General features: G+C 45.2%; 14 protein-coding genes. 7 read left to right on the top strand and 7 right to left on the bottom strand.

The genetic code is table 11. The annotated features are described in order from the left end of the window. Nucleotides 1-54: 54 nt before the first annotated feature. The 4 genes from accC to CWE08_RS10725 form a co-directional block, all read right to left on the bottom strand. Nucleotides 55-1398 (bottom strand): acetyl-CoA carboxylase biotin carboxylase subunit, encoded by a 1344-nt coding sequence (gene accC / locus CWE08_RS10710; protein WP_126768148.1) that lies wholly within the window; start codon nucleotides 1396-1398, stop codon nucleotides 55-57. A gap of 22 nt (nucleotides 1399-1420) precedes the next feature. After that, nucleotides 1421-1921 carry an acetyl-CoA carboxylase biotin carboxyl carrier protein gene (gene accB / locus CWE08_RS10715; protein WP_126768149.1) on the bottom strand — a complete coding sequence of 167 codons (501 nt, stop codon included), beginning with the start codon at nucleotides 1919-1921 and terminating at the stop codon, nucleotides 1421-1423. 38 nt (nucleotides 1922-1959) lie between these two features. Further along, nucleotides 1960-2412 (bottom strand): type II 3-dehydroquinate dehydratase, encoded by a 453-nt coding sequence (aroQ, locus tag CWE08_RS10720; protein ID WP_126768171.1) that lies wholly within the window; start codon nucleotides 2410-2412, stop codon nucleotides 1960-1962. A gap of 158 nt (nucleotides 2413-2570) precedes the next feature. Further along, the gene (locus tag CWE08_RS10725) at nucleotides 2571-4298 is read right to left on the bottom strand and encodes a protein-disulfide reductase DsbD (protein WP_126768151.1); all 1728 of its coding nucleotides are present in this window, start codon (nucleotides 4296-4298) and stop codon (nucleotides 2571-2573) included. A 387-nt stretch (nucleotides 4299-4685) separates the two neighbouring features. Between CWE08_RS10725 and CWE08_RS10730 the strand changes: the two genes are divergently transcribed. The 4 genes from CWE08_RS10730 (at nucleotide 4686) to CWE08_RS10745 (ending at nucleotide 8066) form a co-directional block, all read left to right on the top strand. Then, a complete protein-coding gene (locus tag CWE08_RS10730; protein WP_126768152.1) occupies nucleotides 4686-5240 on the top strand; it encodes an FxsA family protein in 555 nt (184 codons plus the stop codon). Between the two features lie 123 nt (nucleotides 5241-5363). Next, nucleotides 5364-5654 (top strand): co-chaperone GroES, encoded by a 291-nt coding sequence (locus CWE08_RS10735; protein WP_126768154.1) that lies wholly within the window; start codon nucleotides 5364-5366, stop codon nucleotides 5652-5654. A 98-nt stretch (nucleotides 5655-5752) separates the two neighbouring features. Then, entirely contained in the window at nucleotides 5753-7384 is a 1632-nt protein-coding gene (gene groL, locus CWE08_RS10740) for a chaperonin GroEL (protein ID WP_126768155.1), read from the top strand. Nucleotides 7385-7550: 166 nt separating this feature from the next. Further along, nucleotides 7551-8066 carry a DUF3016 domain-containing protein gene (locus CWE08_RS10745; protein ID WP_126768157.1) on the top strand — a complete coding sequence of 172 codons (516 nt, stop codon included), beginning with the start codon at nucleotides 7551-7553 and terminating at the stop codon, nucleotides 8064-8066. A 68-nt stretch (nucleotides 8067-8134) separates the two neighbouring features. On the opposite strand, the gene epmB is transcribed toward CWE08_RS10745, so the two are convergent. After that, a complete protein-coding gene (gene epmB / locus CWE08_RS10750; RefSeq protein WP_126768159.1) occupies nucleotides 8135-9124 on the bottom strand; it encodes an EF-P beta-lysylation protein EpmB in 990 nt (329 codons plus the stop codon). 117 nt (nucleotides 9125-9241) lie between these two features. On the opposite strand from epmB, the gene efp reads away from it, so the two are divergent. From efp to CWE08_RS10765, 3 genes are all read left to right on the top strand, one after another. Then, nucleotides 9242-9808, top strand: a complete 567-nt coding sequence (gene efp, locus CWE08_RS10755) for an elongation factor P (protein WP_126768160.1) — start codon at nucleotides 9242-9244, stop codon at nucleotides 9806-9808. Between the two features lie 7 nt (nucleotides 9809-9815). Continuing rightward, nucleotides 9816-10793, top strand: a complete 978-nt coding sequence (gene epmA, locus CWE08_RS10760) for an elongation factor P--(R)-beta-lysine ligase (protein WP_126768162.1) — start codon at nucleotides 9816-9818, stop codon at nucleotides 10791-10793. Between the two features lie 111 nt (nucleotides 10794-10904). Then, a complete protein-coding gene (locus tag CWE08_RS10765) occupies nucleotides 10905-11345 on the top strand; it encodes a MerC domain-containing protein (RefSeq protein WP_126768163.1) in 441 nt (146 codons plus the stop codon). Here CWE08_RS10765 and trmA read toward each other — a convergent pair. Next, the gene (trmA, locus tag CWE08_RS10770; protein ID WP_126768165.1) at nucleotides 11342-12442 is read right to left on the bottom strand and encodes a tRNA (uridine(54)-C5)-methyltransferase TrmA; all 1101 of its coding nucleotides are present in this window, start codon (nucleotides 12440-12442) and stop codon (nucleotides 11342-11344) included. The two genes, CWE08_RS10765 and trmA, sit on opposite strands and share 4 nt — an antisense overlap. A 134-nt stretch (nucleotides 12443-12576) precedes the next feature. Then, nucleotides 12577-13068 (bottom strand): RNA recognition motif domain-containing protein, encoded by a 492-nt coding sequence (locus CWE08_RS10775; protein WP_126768166.1) that lies wholly within the window; start codon nucleotides 13066-13068, stop codon nucleotides 12577-12579. Between the last annotated feature and the right edge of the window lie 490 nt (nucleotides 13069-13558).

Genomic DNA, 13558 nt, shown 5'->3' on the forward strand with positions numbered 1-13558 from the left:
GCCCAGGCTATTGGCCTGAGCTTTTTATTATATCGCGAGTTTAGCACACTGGCGCTAACTCATACCTAGCTTTTTCTCGAGGTAGTGAATGTTGGTACCGCCATTTTGGAAATTTTCATCCGCCATAATATCTTTTTGCAGTGGCGTGTTGGTTTTAATGCCTTCAATAATCAACTCACTTAAGGCGTTGCGCATACGCGCAATGGCAACTTCACGGTTTTCACCGTAAGTAATGAGCTTACCAATCATTGAATCGTAATTCGGCGGCACGCGGTAATCTGAGTAAATATGAGAATCCCAGCGTACACCCATGCCACCTGGAGGGTGGAAGCGCGTAATTAAGCCTGGTGAAGGAATAAAGTTCTTCGGATCTTCGGCGTTAATTCGACACTCAACGGCATGACCACGAACAATCACATCTTCTTGGTTAATTGAGAGTGGGCGGCCCGCGGCAATGCGCAACTGCTCTTTCACCAAATCAATACCGGTTACCATTTCGGTAACGGGATGCTCTACCTGAATTCGGGTGTTCATTTCAATAAAATAGAACTCGCCGTTTTCATACAAGAACTCGAAGGTTCCGGCGCCACGGTAGCCAATTTCAACACAGGCTCGGGCACAACGTTCACCAATGCTCTTACGCATTTCTGGCGTTATGCCAGGAGCTGGCGCCTCTTCCACAACTTTCTGGTGCCGGCGCTGCATTGAACAATCACGCTCGCCAAGGTGAATCGCGTTGCCTTGGCCATCGGCTAACACCTGAATTTCAATGTGCCGTGGGTTCTCGAGGAACTTCTCCATATAAACTACGGGATTACCAAATGCAGAGCGCGCCTCACTTTGGGTTGCTTGAATCGATTTAAGTAAATCTTTTTCCTCGCGAACCACACGCATACCACGGCCACCGCCGCCGCCAGAGGCTTTAATGATGACCGGGTAGCCAATTCGTTTCGCAATTTTCTTATTTTTATCATCGTCGTCGTCAAGCGGGCCACCAGAGCCTGGGACACAAGGAACACCCGCTTGCTTCATGGCTTCAATGGCAGCTACTTTATCGCCCATGATGCGGATAACATCAGGCGTAGGGCCGATAAAAATAAAACCAGAATTCTCCACCTGCTCAGCAAAATCAGCGTTCTCGGCCAAAAATCCGTATCCCGGGTGAATCGCGGCTGCGTCGGTTACTTCCGCTGCGCTTATGATACGAGGAATATTGAGGTAGCTTTCAGTGGCCGATGCCGGTCCGATACAAATTGATTCGTCGGCGAGCAGCACGTGTTTCAAATTTTTATCAATCGTAGAGTGAATGGCTACGGTTTTAATGCCAAGCTCTTTACATGCTCGCAGAATTCGCAGAGCAATTTCACCACGATTGGCTATAACAACTTTATCTAGCATAACAATTGCCTTATCTGGTGAATTACTCAATCACGAATAAAGGTTGATCAAATTCAACCGGCGCTTCGTTTTCTACCAGAATTTGTTTCACTACACCGGAAACTTCCGCTTCGATGTGGTTCATCATTTTCATTGCTTCTACGATACACAAGGTATCACCTACATTTACTCGTTGCCCCACAGCGATAAAAGCTTTAGATCCTGGGGCTGGTGATTCGTAATAGGTGCCTACCATTGGTGAACGAACAACGGTACCGCTCACTTCTTCTGCTTTTGCCGCATCAGAACTCGGCGATTGCGCCCCTTGATGAGCCTCATTGGCTGGCGCTTGGCCCTGTACCTGCATGGGTGCTTGCCCTTGCACCTGCGTAGGGGCTTGCATTGGATAGTGCATCATTTGCGGTTGTGGCGCGGTTGAATGCCGGCTAATGCGAACTGATTCTTCACCTTCGGTAATTTCTAGCTCAGAAATGCCAGATTCTTCGAGAAGTTCGATCAACTTTTTGATTTTGCGAATATCCATTATTTATTAACCTTTCACTGTATATGCGAATTAAATGATTATTTGTTGTTGGCTAAACGCTGCATAGCAGCTGTTAAAGCGAATTCGTAACCTTGGGCGCCAAGCCCACAGATCACGCCTTGTGCGCAATCTGAAAAATAGGAATGATGGCGGAATGCCTCGCGTGCATGCACGTTCGATAAATGTACCTCGATGAATGGAATATCAACGCCAAGCAGGGCATCACGAAGCGCTACGCTAGTGTGGGTGAAAGCCGCCGGGTTGATGATAATGAAATCGGTGGAGGCCGCCGCTTCATGAACGATGTTAATGAGTTCATGTTCAGCGTTGCTCTGTACAAAGCGCAGGGTACAACCTAACGCATGTGCTTGCGTTTGCAGTTGGTTCTCAATATCGGCCAAGGTAGTAGCACCATAAACTTCAGGTTCTCGGCTACCAAGTAGATTTAGATTTGGCCCATTTATTACTAAAATTTGGCTTTTGTTGGTCATTGTGTTGGTATCTGCTGCGAAATTAAAAGAAACGCCATCATATACAAAATGACCCGAAACTTTCACAAGAGTTCGGGTCATTATAAGGTTAATTTCAATTTTAGCAGCAAAATACTGGTCTTATCAGCGAAATTCGCGGCAACTCTACTCTTTTTATCTTAGCGTTGCTGGATTTGTTGCAAGCGTTCTTCGAATGCTTCTGCATTCATAAATCCGGTAACACGAAGTTCGCTAAGTTCTTCGCCAGATTGATTAAAGAACAAGATAGTGGGCAGCCCAAGCACCTGGTACTCACTAAGTAATTCAGTGTTGGTGGCATTTACCGAGGTAACATCGGCTTGTAGCACCACAAAATTCTCTAGGCGCGCTTGCACATTCTCATCACTAAAAGTGTAGCGCTCTAGCTCTAAACAAGCAGTGCACCAATCGGCGTATAGATCCAACATAACCCACTGATTGTTGCTTTGAGCTTCGCTAATGCGTTGCTGTAGTTCGTTTAAATCACGAACATACTCAAACTGCAATTTACTTGCGGCAAAACTGCCATCAACATAGGGCTTCTGCCAATTTACACCTACTCCAGCAAGAACAATGAGCACGATAGCCGCGATAGTGCGGCCGGTAACGGCGAGCTGTTGGTAGAATTCGCGATATAAAATAATGGCGGATACCACAAAGAAGCTTATCCACAGCCATGCTGCAACCGTGAGTGGCAATAAGCGTTCCACAAGGAAGAGTGCAACGGCTAACATGAGCACGCCAAACATTACTTTCACACTATTCATCCACGGGCCACTTTTGGGCAGCAGTTTGCCGCCAGATGCGCCAATGGCTAGAAGCGGGATGCCCATACCCAAACTGAGTGCATAAAGCACAACGCCGCCTACCAAAACATTTCCAGATTGGGCAATGAACAGGAGAGCGCCAGAAAGCGGAGCTGTGGTACATGGTGAAGCAATCATGCCGGAAAGCACACCCATCAGAAACACGCTTGGGTAAGCCCCACCTTTTTGATTCTGGCTAATAGCATTCAGCTTATTCCGCCAACTTGCCGGCAGATCAAAGGCAATGGTACCGAACATAGCGAGCGCAAAAATCACAAACAGAGCGGCCAACACGCCGAGTAAAACAGGATGCTGCAGATAAGCTTGATATTGCATACCCGCAAGCGCCACCACAATACCCAACAAAGTGTAGGTGATGGCCATGCCTTGCACATACACGAACGAAAGCATGAAGCCCCGGCGCATACTTAGTGGCCGTTTTTGGCCCATAATAATGCCGGAAATAATTGGATACATGGGAAACACGCACGGTGTGAATGCTAAGCCCAAGCCTAGAAGTAGGAAAACACCCGCGGTAAATGCGAGCCTATCGGGCTGGAGAAACTGAAACACGCCACTGGGTTCTGCAGTATTGGTTTCGGAAAAATCAGCAAGTTGATAACCGCCTGCTTCGTTATCACCGGATGTGGCTTGCAGATAGAGTTCCGTAGTAGTGGGTGCATAACACAAGCCGGCATCGGCACAGCCTTGATATCGTAAAGTGAGCACATCACCAGTTTCTGCAGCGGCAAGATCTACAGTTAAACTTACATAATCGCGGTAGATATTTACATCACCAAAAAACTCATCGTTGTATGGCATCGCCTCGGGTAAGGTTAAATCACCTACAAGATCTTCTGGTGTTAGCCCAAACCTGTGCTGATACAGATAGTAACCTTCGGTAATACGGAAATTAATAAAGAGCGTATCGCCCTGTTGTTGGTAATCAAGTTGAAACGCTTCCTGAACAGGCAGGAAATCGCCGGTATTATTGCCAAAAAATGAAGGTTGCGTTTGCGCATTTGCGGTTCCTGCGGCGAGGGCCAGGAGAAGTGCAAACATTATTGATAACTTGGGTGTACGAAAATGGTTAAGGCGTGCGCTCTTTTGTGTAGCCCCGTGTTGGCCAAAGCTAGCGAATTGGCAGAAAACAGAAAACACTTTGGAAAATCGGTTTGCGGCAAAAAATCTTTTCATAATCCCATAAACTGCATTGCGGATAAATTGAACGAGCATATTAGCTTTTTCTTATTAAAGTGTCGATTCCTGTTGCCCAAACTTACACTCTTCAGGGTGAAGTGCGGAATTGTTTTTAATGCAGCGCGTGGTCAACCGCATCGTGATCTCTTCGTGTTGTAATGCAGAATTGTCGCTCGCCTCTTGAAATATCAACGCAAACACCCCACATATGAGCTATAACCGAGGTAAGCGCAGCTAAGTGAGGAACGCATGTTTCCGGTCATCTTTTTATTATTCATCGTTATGCCACTACTTGAAATTTTAGTGTTAATTCAAGTGGGCTCGGTAATCGGTGGTTTGAACACAGTTTTGGTTCTTATTGTCACGGCGTTGATTGGCGCCGCGTTGGTGCGCAGCCAAGGCATGCAGGCTTGGCAACAAGCGCAGCAGCGCATGGCTGTTGGAGAAATGCCAGGCATGCAGTTAGCTGAGGGCATTCTAATATTTGTAGCGGGCTTGATGTTCGTTACCCCAGGTTTAATCACCGATGCATTCGCCATCTTATTGTTGGTGCCCTTTATTCGAAAAGCATTAGCACTGAAAATTATGGCGCGCATGCAGGTTCAAGTGAGCATGGGTGGGGCGCAAGGGTTTGGCTTTCAAAGCCGGGGTTTTCAGCGCTCGAATCGCTCCCCTTTTGATAGTGATAATGTTGATAGTGACAATGGCGCGGATGGCCGAACTTTCGAAGCGGATGCCTTCGAAAGTAAAGATGAAAACGAGCAAAGCCAACAGTTGAAAGACGACCGCAACGAAAAAAAATAAATTTTTTTAAATGGGGGGCTTGGAAAGCTCTTCAGCGCCCCCATTTGTATTGCAACTAAAACTTTAACACCGGCCAGTTGGCCTTTCGTTAATTATTAACACTGATATGGGAGTATCAAAAGAATGAAACTTCGTCCATTACATGATCGCGTAATCGTGAAGCGTGCAGAAGCAGAAAGCAAATCACCAGGCGGGATCGTATTAACCGGTTCAGCGGCAGAAAAATCAACACGCGGTGAAGTGATTGCCGTGGGTAACGGCCGTGTTCTCGATAGCGGTGAAGTGAAAGCCCTTGATGTACAAGTAGGTGATTTAGTGTTGTTCAGTGAGAGCTACGGCGTGAAAGCTGAAAAAATCGACGGCGAAGAATATTTGATTATGAGTGAATCAGACATTCTTGCGATTGTTGAATAAGTAAGTAAATAGGCACGTGAGCACCCAAGCGCATACTTGGAAAGCATCACTCGAATTTTCAACATTTCACTGAATTCTCAGAATAAGGAATAGAAAAGATGGCAGCTAAAGAAGTTAAGTTTGGTAACAACGCACGTCAAAAAATGCTGAAAGGCGTTAACGTATTGGCTGATGCGGTGAAAGTTACATTGGGCCCGAAAGGCCGCAACGTAGTGCTCGATAAATCATATGGTTCACCAACTATCACCAAAGATGGTGTTAGCGTTGCTAAAGAAATCGAACTTGAAGATAAGTTTGAAAATATGGGCGCGCAAATGGTGAAAGAAGTGGCTTCTCGAGCAAATGATGAAGCTGGTGATGGCACCACAACCGCTACTGTTTTAGCGCAATCAATTGTTTCTGAAGGCTTGAAGGCAGTTGCTGCGGGTATGAACCCTATGGATCTGAAACGCGGTATCGATAAAGCGGTAATCGCTGCAGTAGCAGAATTGAAAAATATTTCGCAACCATGTTCAGACAACAAGGCCATTGCTCAGGTAGGTACGATTTCAGCGAATTCTGATAGCACCATCGGTGAAATCATTGCTAAGGCGATGGATAAAGTAGGCAACGAAGGCGTTATCACCGTTGAAGAAGGCCAAGGCCTTGAAGATGAGCTTGATGTTGTTGAAGGTATGCAGTTCGATCGTGGTTACCTTTCGCCATACTTCATCAATAATCAAGAAACGGGCACGGTTGAATTAGATAACCCACTGATTCTTGTTGTTGATAAGAAAATTAGTAACATCCGCGAATTGTTGCCAATTCTTGAAGGTACTGCGAAAGCAGGTAAGCCTTTGTTGATGATTGCCGAAGATGTTGAAGGCGAAGCCTTAGCTACCCTAGTAGTGAACAACATGCGCGGTATCGTAAAAGTTGCTGCGGTGAAAGCGCCTGGTTTTGGTGACCGCCGTAAAGCGATGTTGCAAGATATTGCGGCACTAACTGGTGCTACTGTAATTTCTGAAGAAATTGGTATGGAACTGGAGAAAGCGACACTTGACCAGCTCGGTAGTGCTAAGCGCGTAGTTATCAACAAAGATAATACTACAGTTGTTGATGGCGCAGGTGATGAATCTGCCATTGAGGGCCGCGTTGCGCAAATTCGTCAACAAATCGAAGAAACATCTTCTGATTACGACAAAGAGAAACTGCAAGAGCGTTTAGCGAAACTTGCCGGTGGTGTTGCTGTAATTAAAGTAGGCGCAGCTACTGAAGTTGAAATGAAAGAGAAAAAAGCGCGCGTAGAAGATGCGCTTAACGCAACTCGTGCAGCAGTAGAAGAAGGTGTAGTGCCTGGTGGTGGTGTTGCCCTTGTTCGCGCAGCGAGCAAATTGAGCGAGCTACGTGGAGATAACGAAGATCAAAACGTAGGTATTAAACTTGCACTACGCGCGATGGAATCACCGTTACGCCAAATCGCTGAAAATGCTGGCGCTGAAGGCTCAGTAGTTGCCAACAAGGTAAAAGCTGGCGAAGGTAACTTCGGTTACAATGCAGGTAACGATACCTACGGCGATATGTTAGAAATGGGTATCCTTGACCCAACTAAAGTAACGCGCTCAGCATTACAGTTTGCTTCATCAATTGCGTCACTCATGATCACAACCGAAGCCATGGTTGCGGAGCTTCCGAAAGACGAAGCACCAGCAATGCCTGGCGGCGACATGGGCATGGGCGGCATGATGTAAGCAAGGAGCTTACTGATTTAAACTAATGTTCATAAAGCATTACAAAAACGGCGCTTCGGCGCCGTTTTTTTATACAAAATCTATGCCGATTTGCCGCGCGCAAGCTTGTAGTTTGGCTTCAGATCGCCTATATCTATGTGAGGTTTACTAGCAACTAGGAGGGCTTATGTTGCGCATAGTTTCAATAGCAATGGTAGTTGGCCTCATTATGCCTTCGCAGGTTTTAGCTGCGGATGTGGAAGTGTTATGGCAGGAGCCTGATAAATACAGAGATATCCAATCAACCCAGATCGGCCAAAATGAATATAAAGATCGGGTGATGGAAGCATTTAATAAAAAGTTTTACGAGTTAGCACAGCAATTACCAGAAGATCAATTGCTGCAAATTACAGTTACAGACGTTGATTTAGCCGGGCGAATTGTGCTGCAAGATTTTGGTGCTGGTGTGCAAAATGTTCGTATCATTGAAGGTTTAGATTATCCGGGCATGGCCCTGAGTTATAAACTTTTTGATGGGGATGGCAACGTTTTAAAAGAAGGTGAGAACCGACTCAAAGGCCATGATTTACCAGGCCAAGGCATTTCAACACCGCAACGCCGCCGTGGTACAAACATTATCGAGTATGAAACGCCCATGGTTGAGCGTTGGTTTCGAAATACGTTTGAGCGCGAAGATAGTTAACTTGGTTTTTGCGTAAAAATTTACAGCCAGTGGTGAGTAGCCACTGGCTTTTTTTATGGGTGGTTGTTTCAAAGAGGTGTTTTACTTGCCTCGCCACCTATTTCACGAACAAGCTTGGGTACTAAAAATCCAGGGAGTAATTTTAAGAGCTGTGCTTGAATCGCCAGCGCTTTCTTATCTTCAACTTGAAAATGAGCTGCGCCGGCTACTTTATCTAATTGGTGCAGGTAATAGGGTAAAATGCCTGCAGCAAATAACTCTTCACTAAGTTCAGCTAATACTTCCGCATCGTCGTTCACACCAGCAAGCAGCACACTTTGATTCAGCAGTGTTATTCCGTGTTGTTGCCAAATTTGCAACTTCGTTTTCAGTGCTGATGAGATTTCTCGAGGGTGGTTGGCATGAACCACTAATATAATTTGCAGCTTGGTAGCTTGTAACTGCTCAGCTAATGTTTTGGTTAAACGATCTGGGATAACGATAGGCAATCGAGAATGAATTCGCAGACGTTTAATTTGTGGCAGTTTCGCTAATTTTTGCGCGGCTTTAATAAGGTGCGCATCACTGGCCATCAGTGGATCGCCACCGCTTAGTATCACCTCATTCACCTCTGGGTGAGCAAGAATATAGGCTTCTATCGTGGCCCATTTTTGCTGAGTTAAGTGGTGTTCTTGGTAGGGGAAGTGACGGCGAAAGCAATAGCGGCAATTAACAGCGCAGCCGCCCCGAAAAATAAGCAACACACGTGATTCGTATTTATGTAGCATACCTGAGGTGCTTGCGGCATCGTTTTCAACGAGTGGATCGTGGCTAAATCCGGATACCTCGTTGAATTCATCACGATTTGGCATCACTTGCAGGAGTAAAGGGTCGACGGGATTTCCTTCCTGCATAAGGCTGATAAAATGCCTTGGAACTCGCATGGGGAATAATGATCGCGCTTGGCTGTGTTGCGCAACCCAATTCGCAGGCAAGTTAAGCAGGTTGCCAAGTTCGGTGGGTGAGGTAACCGCTTCGGCTATTTGCCGTTGCCAATTTTCTTGTAATTGTATTTGCACGAAAGTATAGAACCATAGTGATGTTAAATGAACTCGCGTTATTTTACCTGAAATCAAATCGGCTTTGGTTTATTATTAGGCCAGTTTTGATCATGCTTTACAGGAAATGAGGGGCATATGGCCAATTTCAGCACAAACGAATTCAAATCAGGGCTCAAAATCATGCAAGATGGCGAGCCTTGCGTAATTTTAGAAAACGAGATGGTAAAACCGGGTAAAGGCCAGGCATTTAGCCGTGTTCGTATTCGTAAATTACTGTCAGGAAAGGTAGTTGAGAAAACATTTAAATCGGGTGATAGCGTTGAAGGCGCCGATGTAGTTGACGTTGAACTTGCATATTTATATTCCGATGGCGAGTTCTGGCACTTCATGAACAACGAATCTTTTGAACAAATTGCGGCTGATGATGCGGCGGTAGGTGATAATAAAAAGTGGTTGGTTGAACAAGATGTTTGCACCATTACTCTTTGGAACGGCAAGCCTATTAACGTAGCGCCACCTAATTTTGTTGAATTAGAAATTACAGAAACCGATCCTGGTTTGAAAGGCGATACTGCCGGTACTGGTGGTAAACCAGCTACTCTAGTAACAGGTGCAGTAGTACGTGTGCCGTTATTCGTGCAAATTGGCGAAGTTATTAAAGTAGATACTCGCTCGGGTGAATACGTTTCACGAGTGAAGTAAGGCAGTAATGTCTTCTATTGAGTGGCGGCCAACAGCAGGTTGGCAAGCAATAAAAGAACGCGCGGAAATGCAGCAATGTATCCGCGCGTTTTTTGCTAAAAGAGATGTGTTGGAAGTGGAAACACCGATTCTAGCGCGCGCTGGTGTAACCGATGTGCATTTGCATAATGCCGTAACGCGGTTGCAAGGCCCGGGCATGCCACAGCCTCAAAATTTCTATCTACAAACTTCACCGGAATATGCGATGAAGCGCCTATTAGCGGCTGGTAGTGGGCCAATTTTTCAAATTTGCAAAGTAGTACGAGATGATGAAATAAGCCGCCGCCATAATCCAGAATTTTCAATGTTGGAATGGTATCGCCCTGGGTTTGATGATTACGCACTAATGGCAGAGTTAAATTTGCTCATTCAACAAGTGCTAGGTTGTGAATCAGCAGAATGTTTAACCTATCAGCAGGCATTTATTCAAACTTTAAACATTGATCCTTTAGATATAGCAGCGAAACCTAATCTGTTATCGATTTTACAGAAGCAGGGCTTTGCGGATGCCGTAAGTGAAAGCGATAGCCTAGATACCTTATTGCAGTTAGCCATGAGTGTGTTAATTGAGCCGGTTATTGGCCAACAAAGGCCGTGTTTTGTGAGCCACTTTCCAGCGAGCCAAGCTGCTTTGGCGCGAATTTCAAAGCAGGATATGCGTGTATCGCATCGGTTTGAGTTGTTTTATAAAGGGCTTGAGTTAGCAAATGGATTTTGGGAACTTGCAGATGCTGAACAACAGCGGCAACGATTCCGTGATGATAATCGCCAAAGAAAAGCCATGGGTTTACCCGTACAGCCGATTGATGAACATTTGCTTGCTGCGCTGGCAAGTGGGTTGCCTGATTGTAGTGGTGTTGCTGTGGGATTAGATCGGCTCTTAATGCTGCGCGTAGGTGCAACCGATATCGCTGAAGTTTTGACCTTTCCTGTGGGAAGCGCTTGAAATGTTATATTATCACAGTTATACTCCGAGCATAGTTTTACACCAGAAAATCCTATTTGTTTCTCAGAGCAAAATCTTGCAAGCAAATTAGGCATTACAGCCGGAGTTTCCATGCATCACAAACCACTTGATAAAGCAGGTATTATTGTTGCCGTGTTATGCGCGCTGCATTGCCTACTATTGCCTGTGGTGCTGCCAACTTTAGGATTAATGGGGCTCTCGTTTCTTGGTTATGATTTATTCGAGCGAATTATTCTCAGCACGAGCTTATTCGTTGGTGGTATCGCGGTGATTATGGGTATGCGCCACCATCAGAGTTGGTGGCCAGTAATATTTCTCGTTTTAGGTGGCGTTCTTTATTTTAATAAACACCAGATTGGCCACGCCTTTGGCCATGGATGGGAAATACCCGTTGTCTTAGTGGGCGCAAGTTTGATTGTAATTGCGCACACATTGAACCTCCATCTTTGCCGAGCCCGAAATCGCAAACCATGCGAAGAAGTTGAAGAATTGCTGCACGAAGAAAGTGCGCTAGATGAGCCCACTATTTAGGATTTTCGTTTCTGTAAATACACACCAGTTTCGATGTGGTGAGTGAACGGGAATTGATCAAATAAAGCTGCTGCGGAAATATCATGAGTTTTATGTAGTTGCTCTAAATTATTGGCAAGCGTTTCTGGGTTGCAGCTGATATAAACAATATTCTCGAAGTCAGCCACCATGGCTAGAGTATCGTCATCAAGCCCAGCCCGCGGTGGATCAACTAACACGGTTTTGAAGTTATAGCTCAGCAAATCCATATCCTGTAAACGGGTTGGCAGTTTCTCCCCCTTTATTGCTGCGGCGCATTCTTCTGCAGGCAAGCGTTCAACACGGGCATTTGCAATGCTGTTCAAGGCGATATTCGTTTGTGCCGAGGCTACCGAGGTTCGGCTAATTTCAGTACCTAATACACGTTGAAAGTTCTCCGCAAGAGGGAGGCTAAAGTTGCCGTTGCCACAATACAATTCCAATAGATCATGGCTTTGTTTTCCGGTTACTTCGCAGGCCCACTCAATCATCTTTGTATTCACTTGCGCGTTCGGTTGAGTAAAGCTATTTTCTATTTGTTCAAACAGATAATCTTTCTGGTTTATTTTCAGTTTCTCAATAACTCGATCCGCATCAACCAATATCTTTTGCTTACGTGCACGGCCGATAAAGTTCACCTTGCCAAAACTAGCAAAGGCTTCTTTCATTTGTTTAATGTCAACTAACCATTGCTCATCGAGTTGCTTATGGTAGAGCAAAGAAATCAGAGCTTCGCCTGTGGTGGTGGTTAAAAAATCCACTTGAAACAGTTTCCGGCGAAGAATTTCTTTATCTTGCACATAATCGAGAACAGCGGGCATTAAAGTGTTAATAAGCTGGTTCGCGGCATGGAGTTGATCAACACGATATTTTTCCCGAGTTTCTGGGTCAAACATAATATAGAAAAGATCATCACCTTGATGCCAAACTCGGAATTCCGCTCGCATACGGTAATGCTGTGGCTCTGAAGGAAAAATCACTAAGGCGGGTGTATCAAAGGGTGCAAGCAATGTAGTTAAACGTTGCTCTTTTTCGTTTAATTGTTCTTGATACGCTACTTGGAGATCTTGCTCAGCCATGTTTCACCCTGCACTACATATAAATGAAGGCGGGATTTTAACGTAATTCAAAACGTTCTGCAGTTAATTAAGGAATTAGGTTACAAGTGGCCGGAGGGAATAGCGAGCCGATTCGTGAACCGGCTCGAACCATATTATTTTTCGCTTTGCTCTGCGTGCGCAGTTCTTACTTTTAAGGTTCGCCCCTCAAAATCGCGGTCGTTGAGCTTGGCAAGCGCCAAATCGGCGCCGGTAACATCCATTTCTACAAAGCCATAACCTTTCTTTCGGCCTGTTCGGCGATCTTTTACTAAGCGCACATCAGATACATCACCGTAACGGCCAAATAAATTTTGCACTTCTTCCTCGGTAATTTTAAAAGGTAGGTTACCAACGTAAAGTGTTCGGCCATCAGCGCCTTTACTTGTGCGTTTCGCGGGTGGGCGTGTAGCCTCTACTTGTGATTTCTTCTGTGAGAGATAGAAATTAATGTATGGCGTTACAATACCACCGAGAAAAGTTCCTAATGCGAGTAACGAAACAATAAGGGTATTAGCCTCAGGTATAAAGAGTTGAGCAATGATAGTAAATACAGCCGCTACAATAGCTGCAACAGCGATTTGAAGGCCAGAGGATGCGCGAGTCATATTGATTCCTTGAATGTTTATAAAAAATTAAAAAGGTAAAAGTAAGTAGATTGAACACGGCAAAAAGAGCATCTACTTAACTATAGCTTAGCATATTTAACGAAAACACTCAGGTTTGTTCAATATGTGTGCAAACAGTATTGAAATAGTAAAAGAGAGGTTGACGGCAGCGATAAAAAGCCTAAAATACGCCCCTCATCTGCGGATGAGTACGAAATCCCCAAAAGAACAAGTGTTCTATCAAGGTTTCGAACGGTTTTAAGTCAGCAAGCATAGAAAAATGAAAAACTTTTCGAAAGCGGTTGACAGCAAAAATGAGGCGTGTAGAATGCGCACCTCGCTACGAGCTCCACTGAGCCGAGCAACGTTCTTTAACAATATATCAAGCCAAGTAATCTGTGTGGGCACTTGCGCAAGAAAAGCATCAACCAAACGCCATTTCGGTGGCAGGTATGAAAGTTTACTTTTATACCAAGGTTCAGCTTTCGAG

The organism is Aliidiomarina iranensis (genome assembly GCF_003987135.1).
Classification (GTDB): Bacteria; Pseudomonadota; Gammaproteobacteria; order Enterobacterales; family Alteromonadaceae; genus Aliidiomarina; species Aliidiomarina iranensis.

Coding starts and splice junctions, on each gene's coding strand:
- trmA (WP_126768165.1), bottom strand. CDS start 12,442: ATGGCTGAGCAAGATCTCCAAGTAGCGTATCAAGAACAATTAAACGAA.
- aroQ (WP_126768171.1), bottom strand. CDS start 2,412: ATGACCAACAAAAGCCAAATTTTAGTAATAAATGGGCCAAATCTAAAT.
- CWE08_RS10735 (WP_126768154.1), top strand. CDS start 5,364: ATGAAACTTCGTCCATTACATGATCGCGTAATCGTGAAGCGTGCAGAA.
- efp (WP_126768160.1), top strand. CDS start 9,242: ATGGCCAATTTCAGCACAAACGAATTCAAATCAGGGCTCAAAATCATG.
- CWE08_RS10730 (WP_126768152.1), top strand. CDS start 4,686: ATGTTTCCGGTCATCTTTTTATTATTCATCGTTATGCCACTACTTGAA.
- CWE08_RS10745 (WP_126768157.1), top strand. CDS start 7,551: ATGTTGCGCATAGTTTCAATAGCAATGGTAGTTGGCCTCATTATGCCT.
- CWE08_RS10725 (WP_126768151.1), bottom strand. CDS start 4,298: ATGTTTGCACTTCTCCTGGCCCTCGCCGCAGGAACCGCAAATGCGCAA.
- CWE08_RS10775 (WP_126768166.1), bottom strand. CDS start 13,068: ATGACTCGCGCATCCTCTGGCCTTCAAATCGCTGTTGCAGCTATTGTA.
- epmA (WP_126768162.1), top strand. CDS start 9,816: ATGTCTTCTATTGAGTGGCGGCCAACAGCAGGTTGGCAAGCAATAAAA.
- groL (WP_126768155.1), top strand. CDS start 5,753: ATGGCAGCTAAAGAAGTTAAGTTTGGTAACAACGCACGTCAAAAAATG.
- CWE08_RS10765 (WP_126768163.1), top strand. CDS start 10,905: ATGCATCACAAACCACTTGATAAAGCAGGTATTATTGTTGCCGTGTTA.
- accC (WP_126768148.1), bottom strand. CDS start 1,398: ATGCTAGATAAAGTTGTTATAGCCAATCGTGGTGAAATTGCTCTGCGA.
- accB (WP_126768149.1), bottom strand. CDS start 1,921: ATGGATATTCGCAAAATCAAAAAGTTGATCGAACTTCTCGAAGAATCT.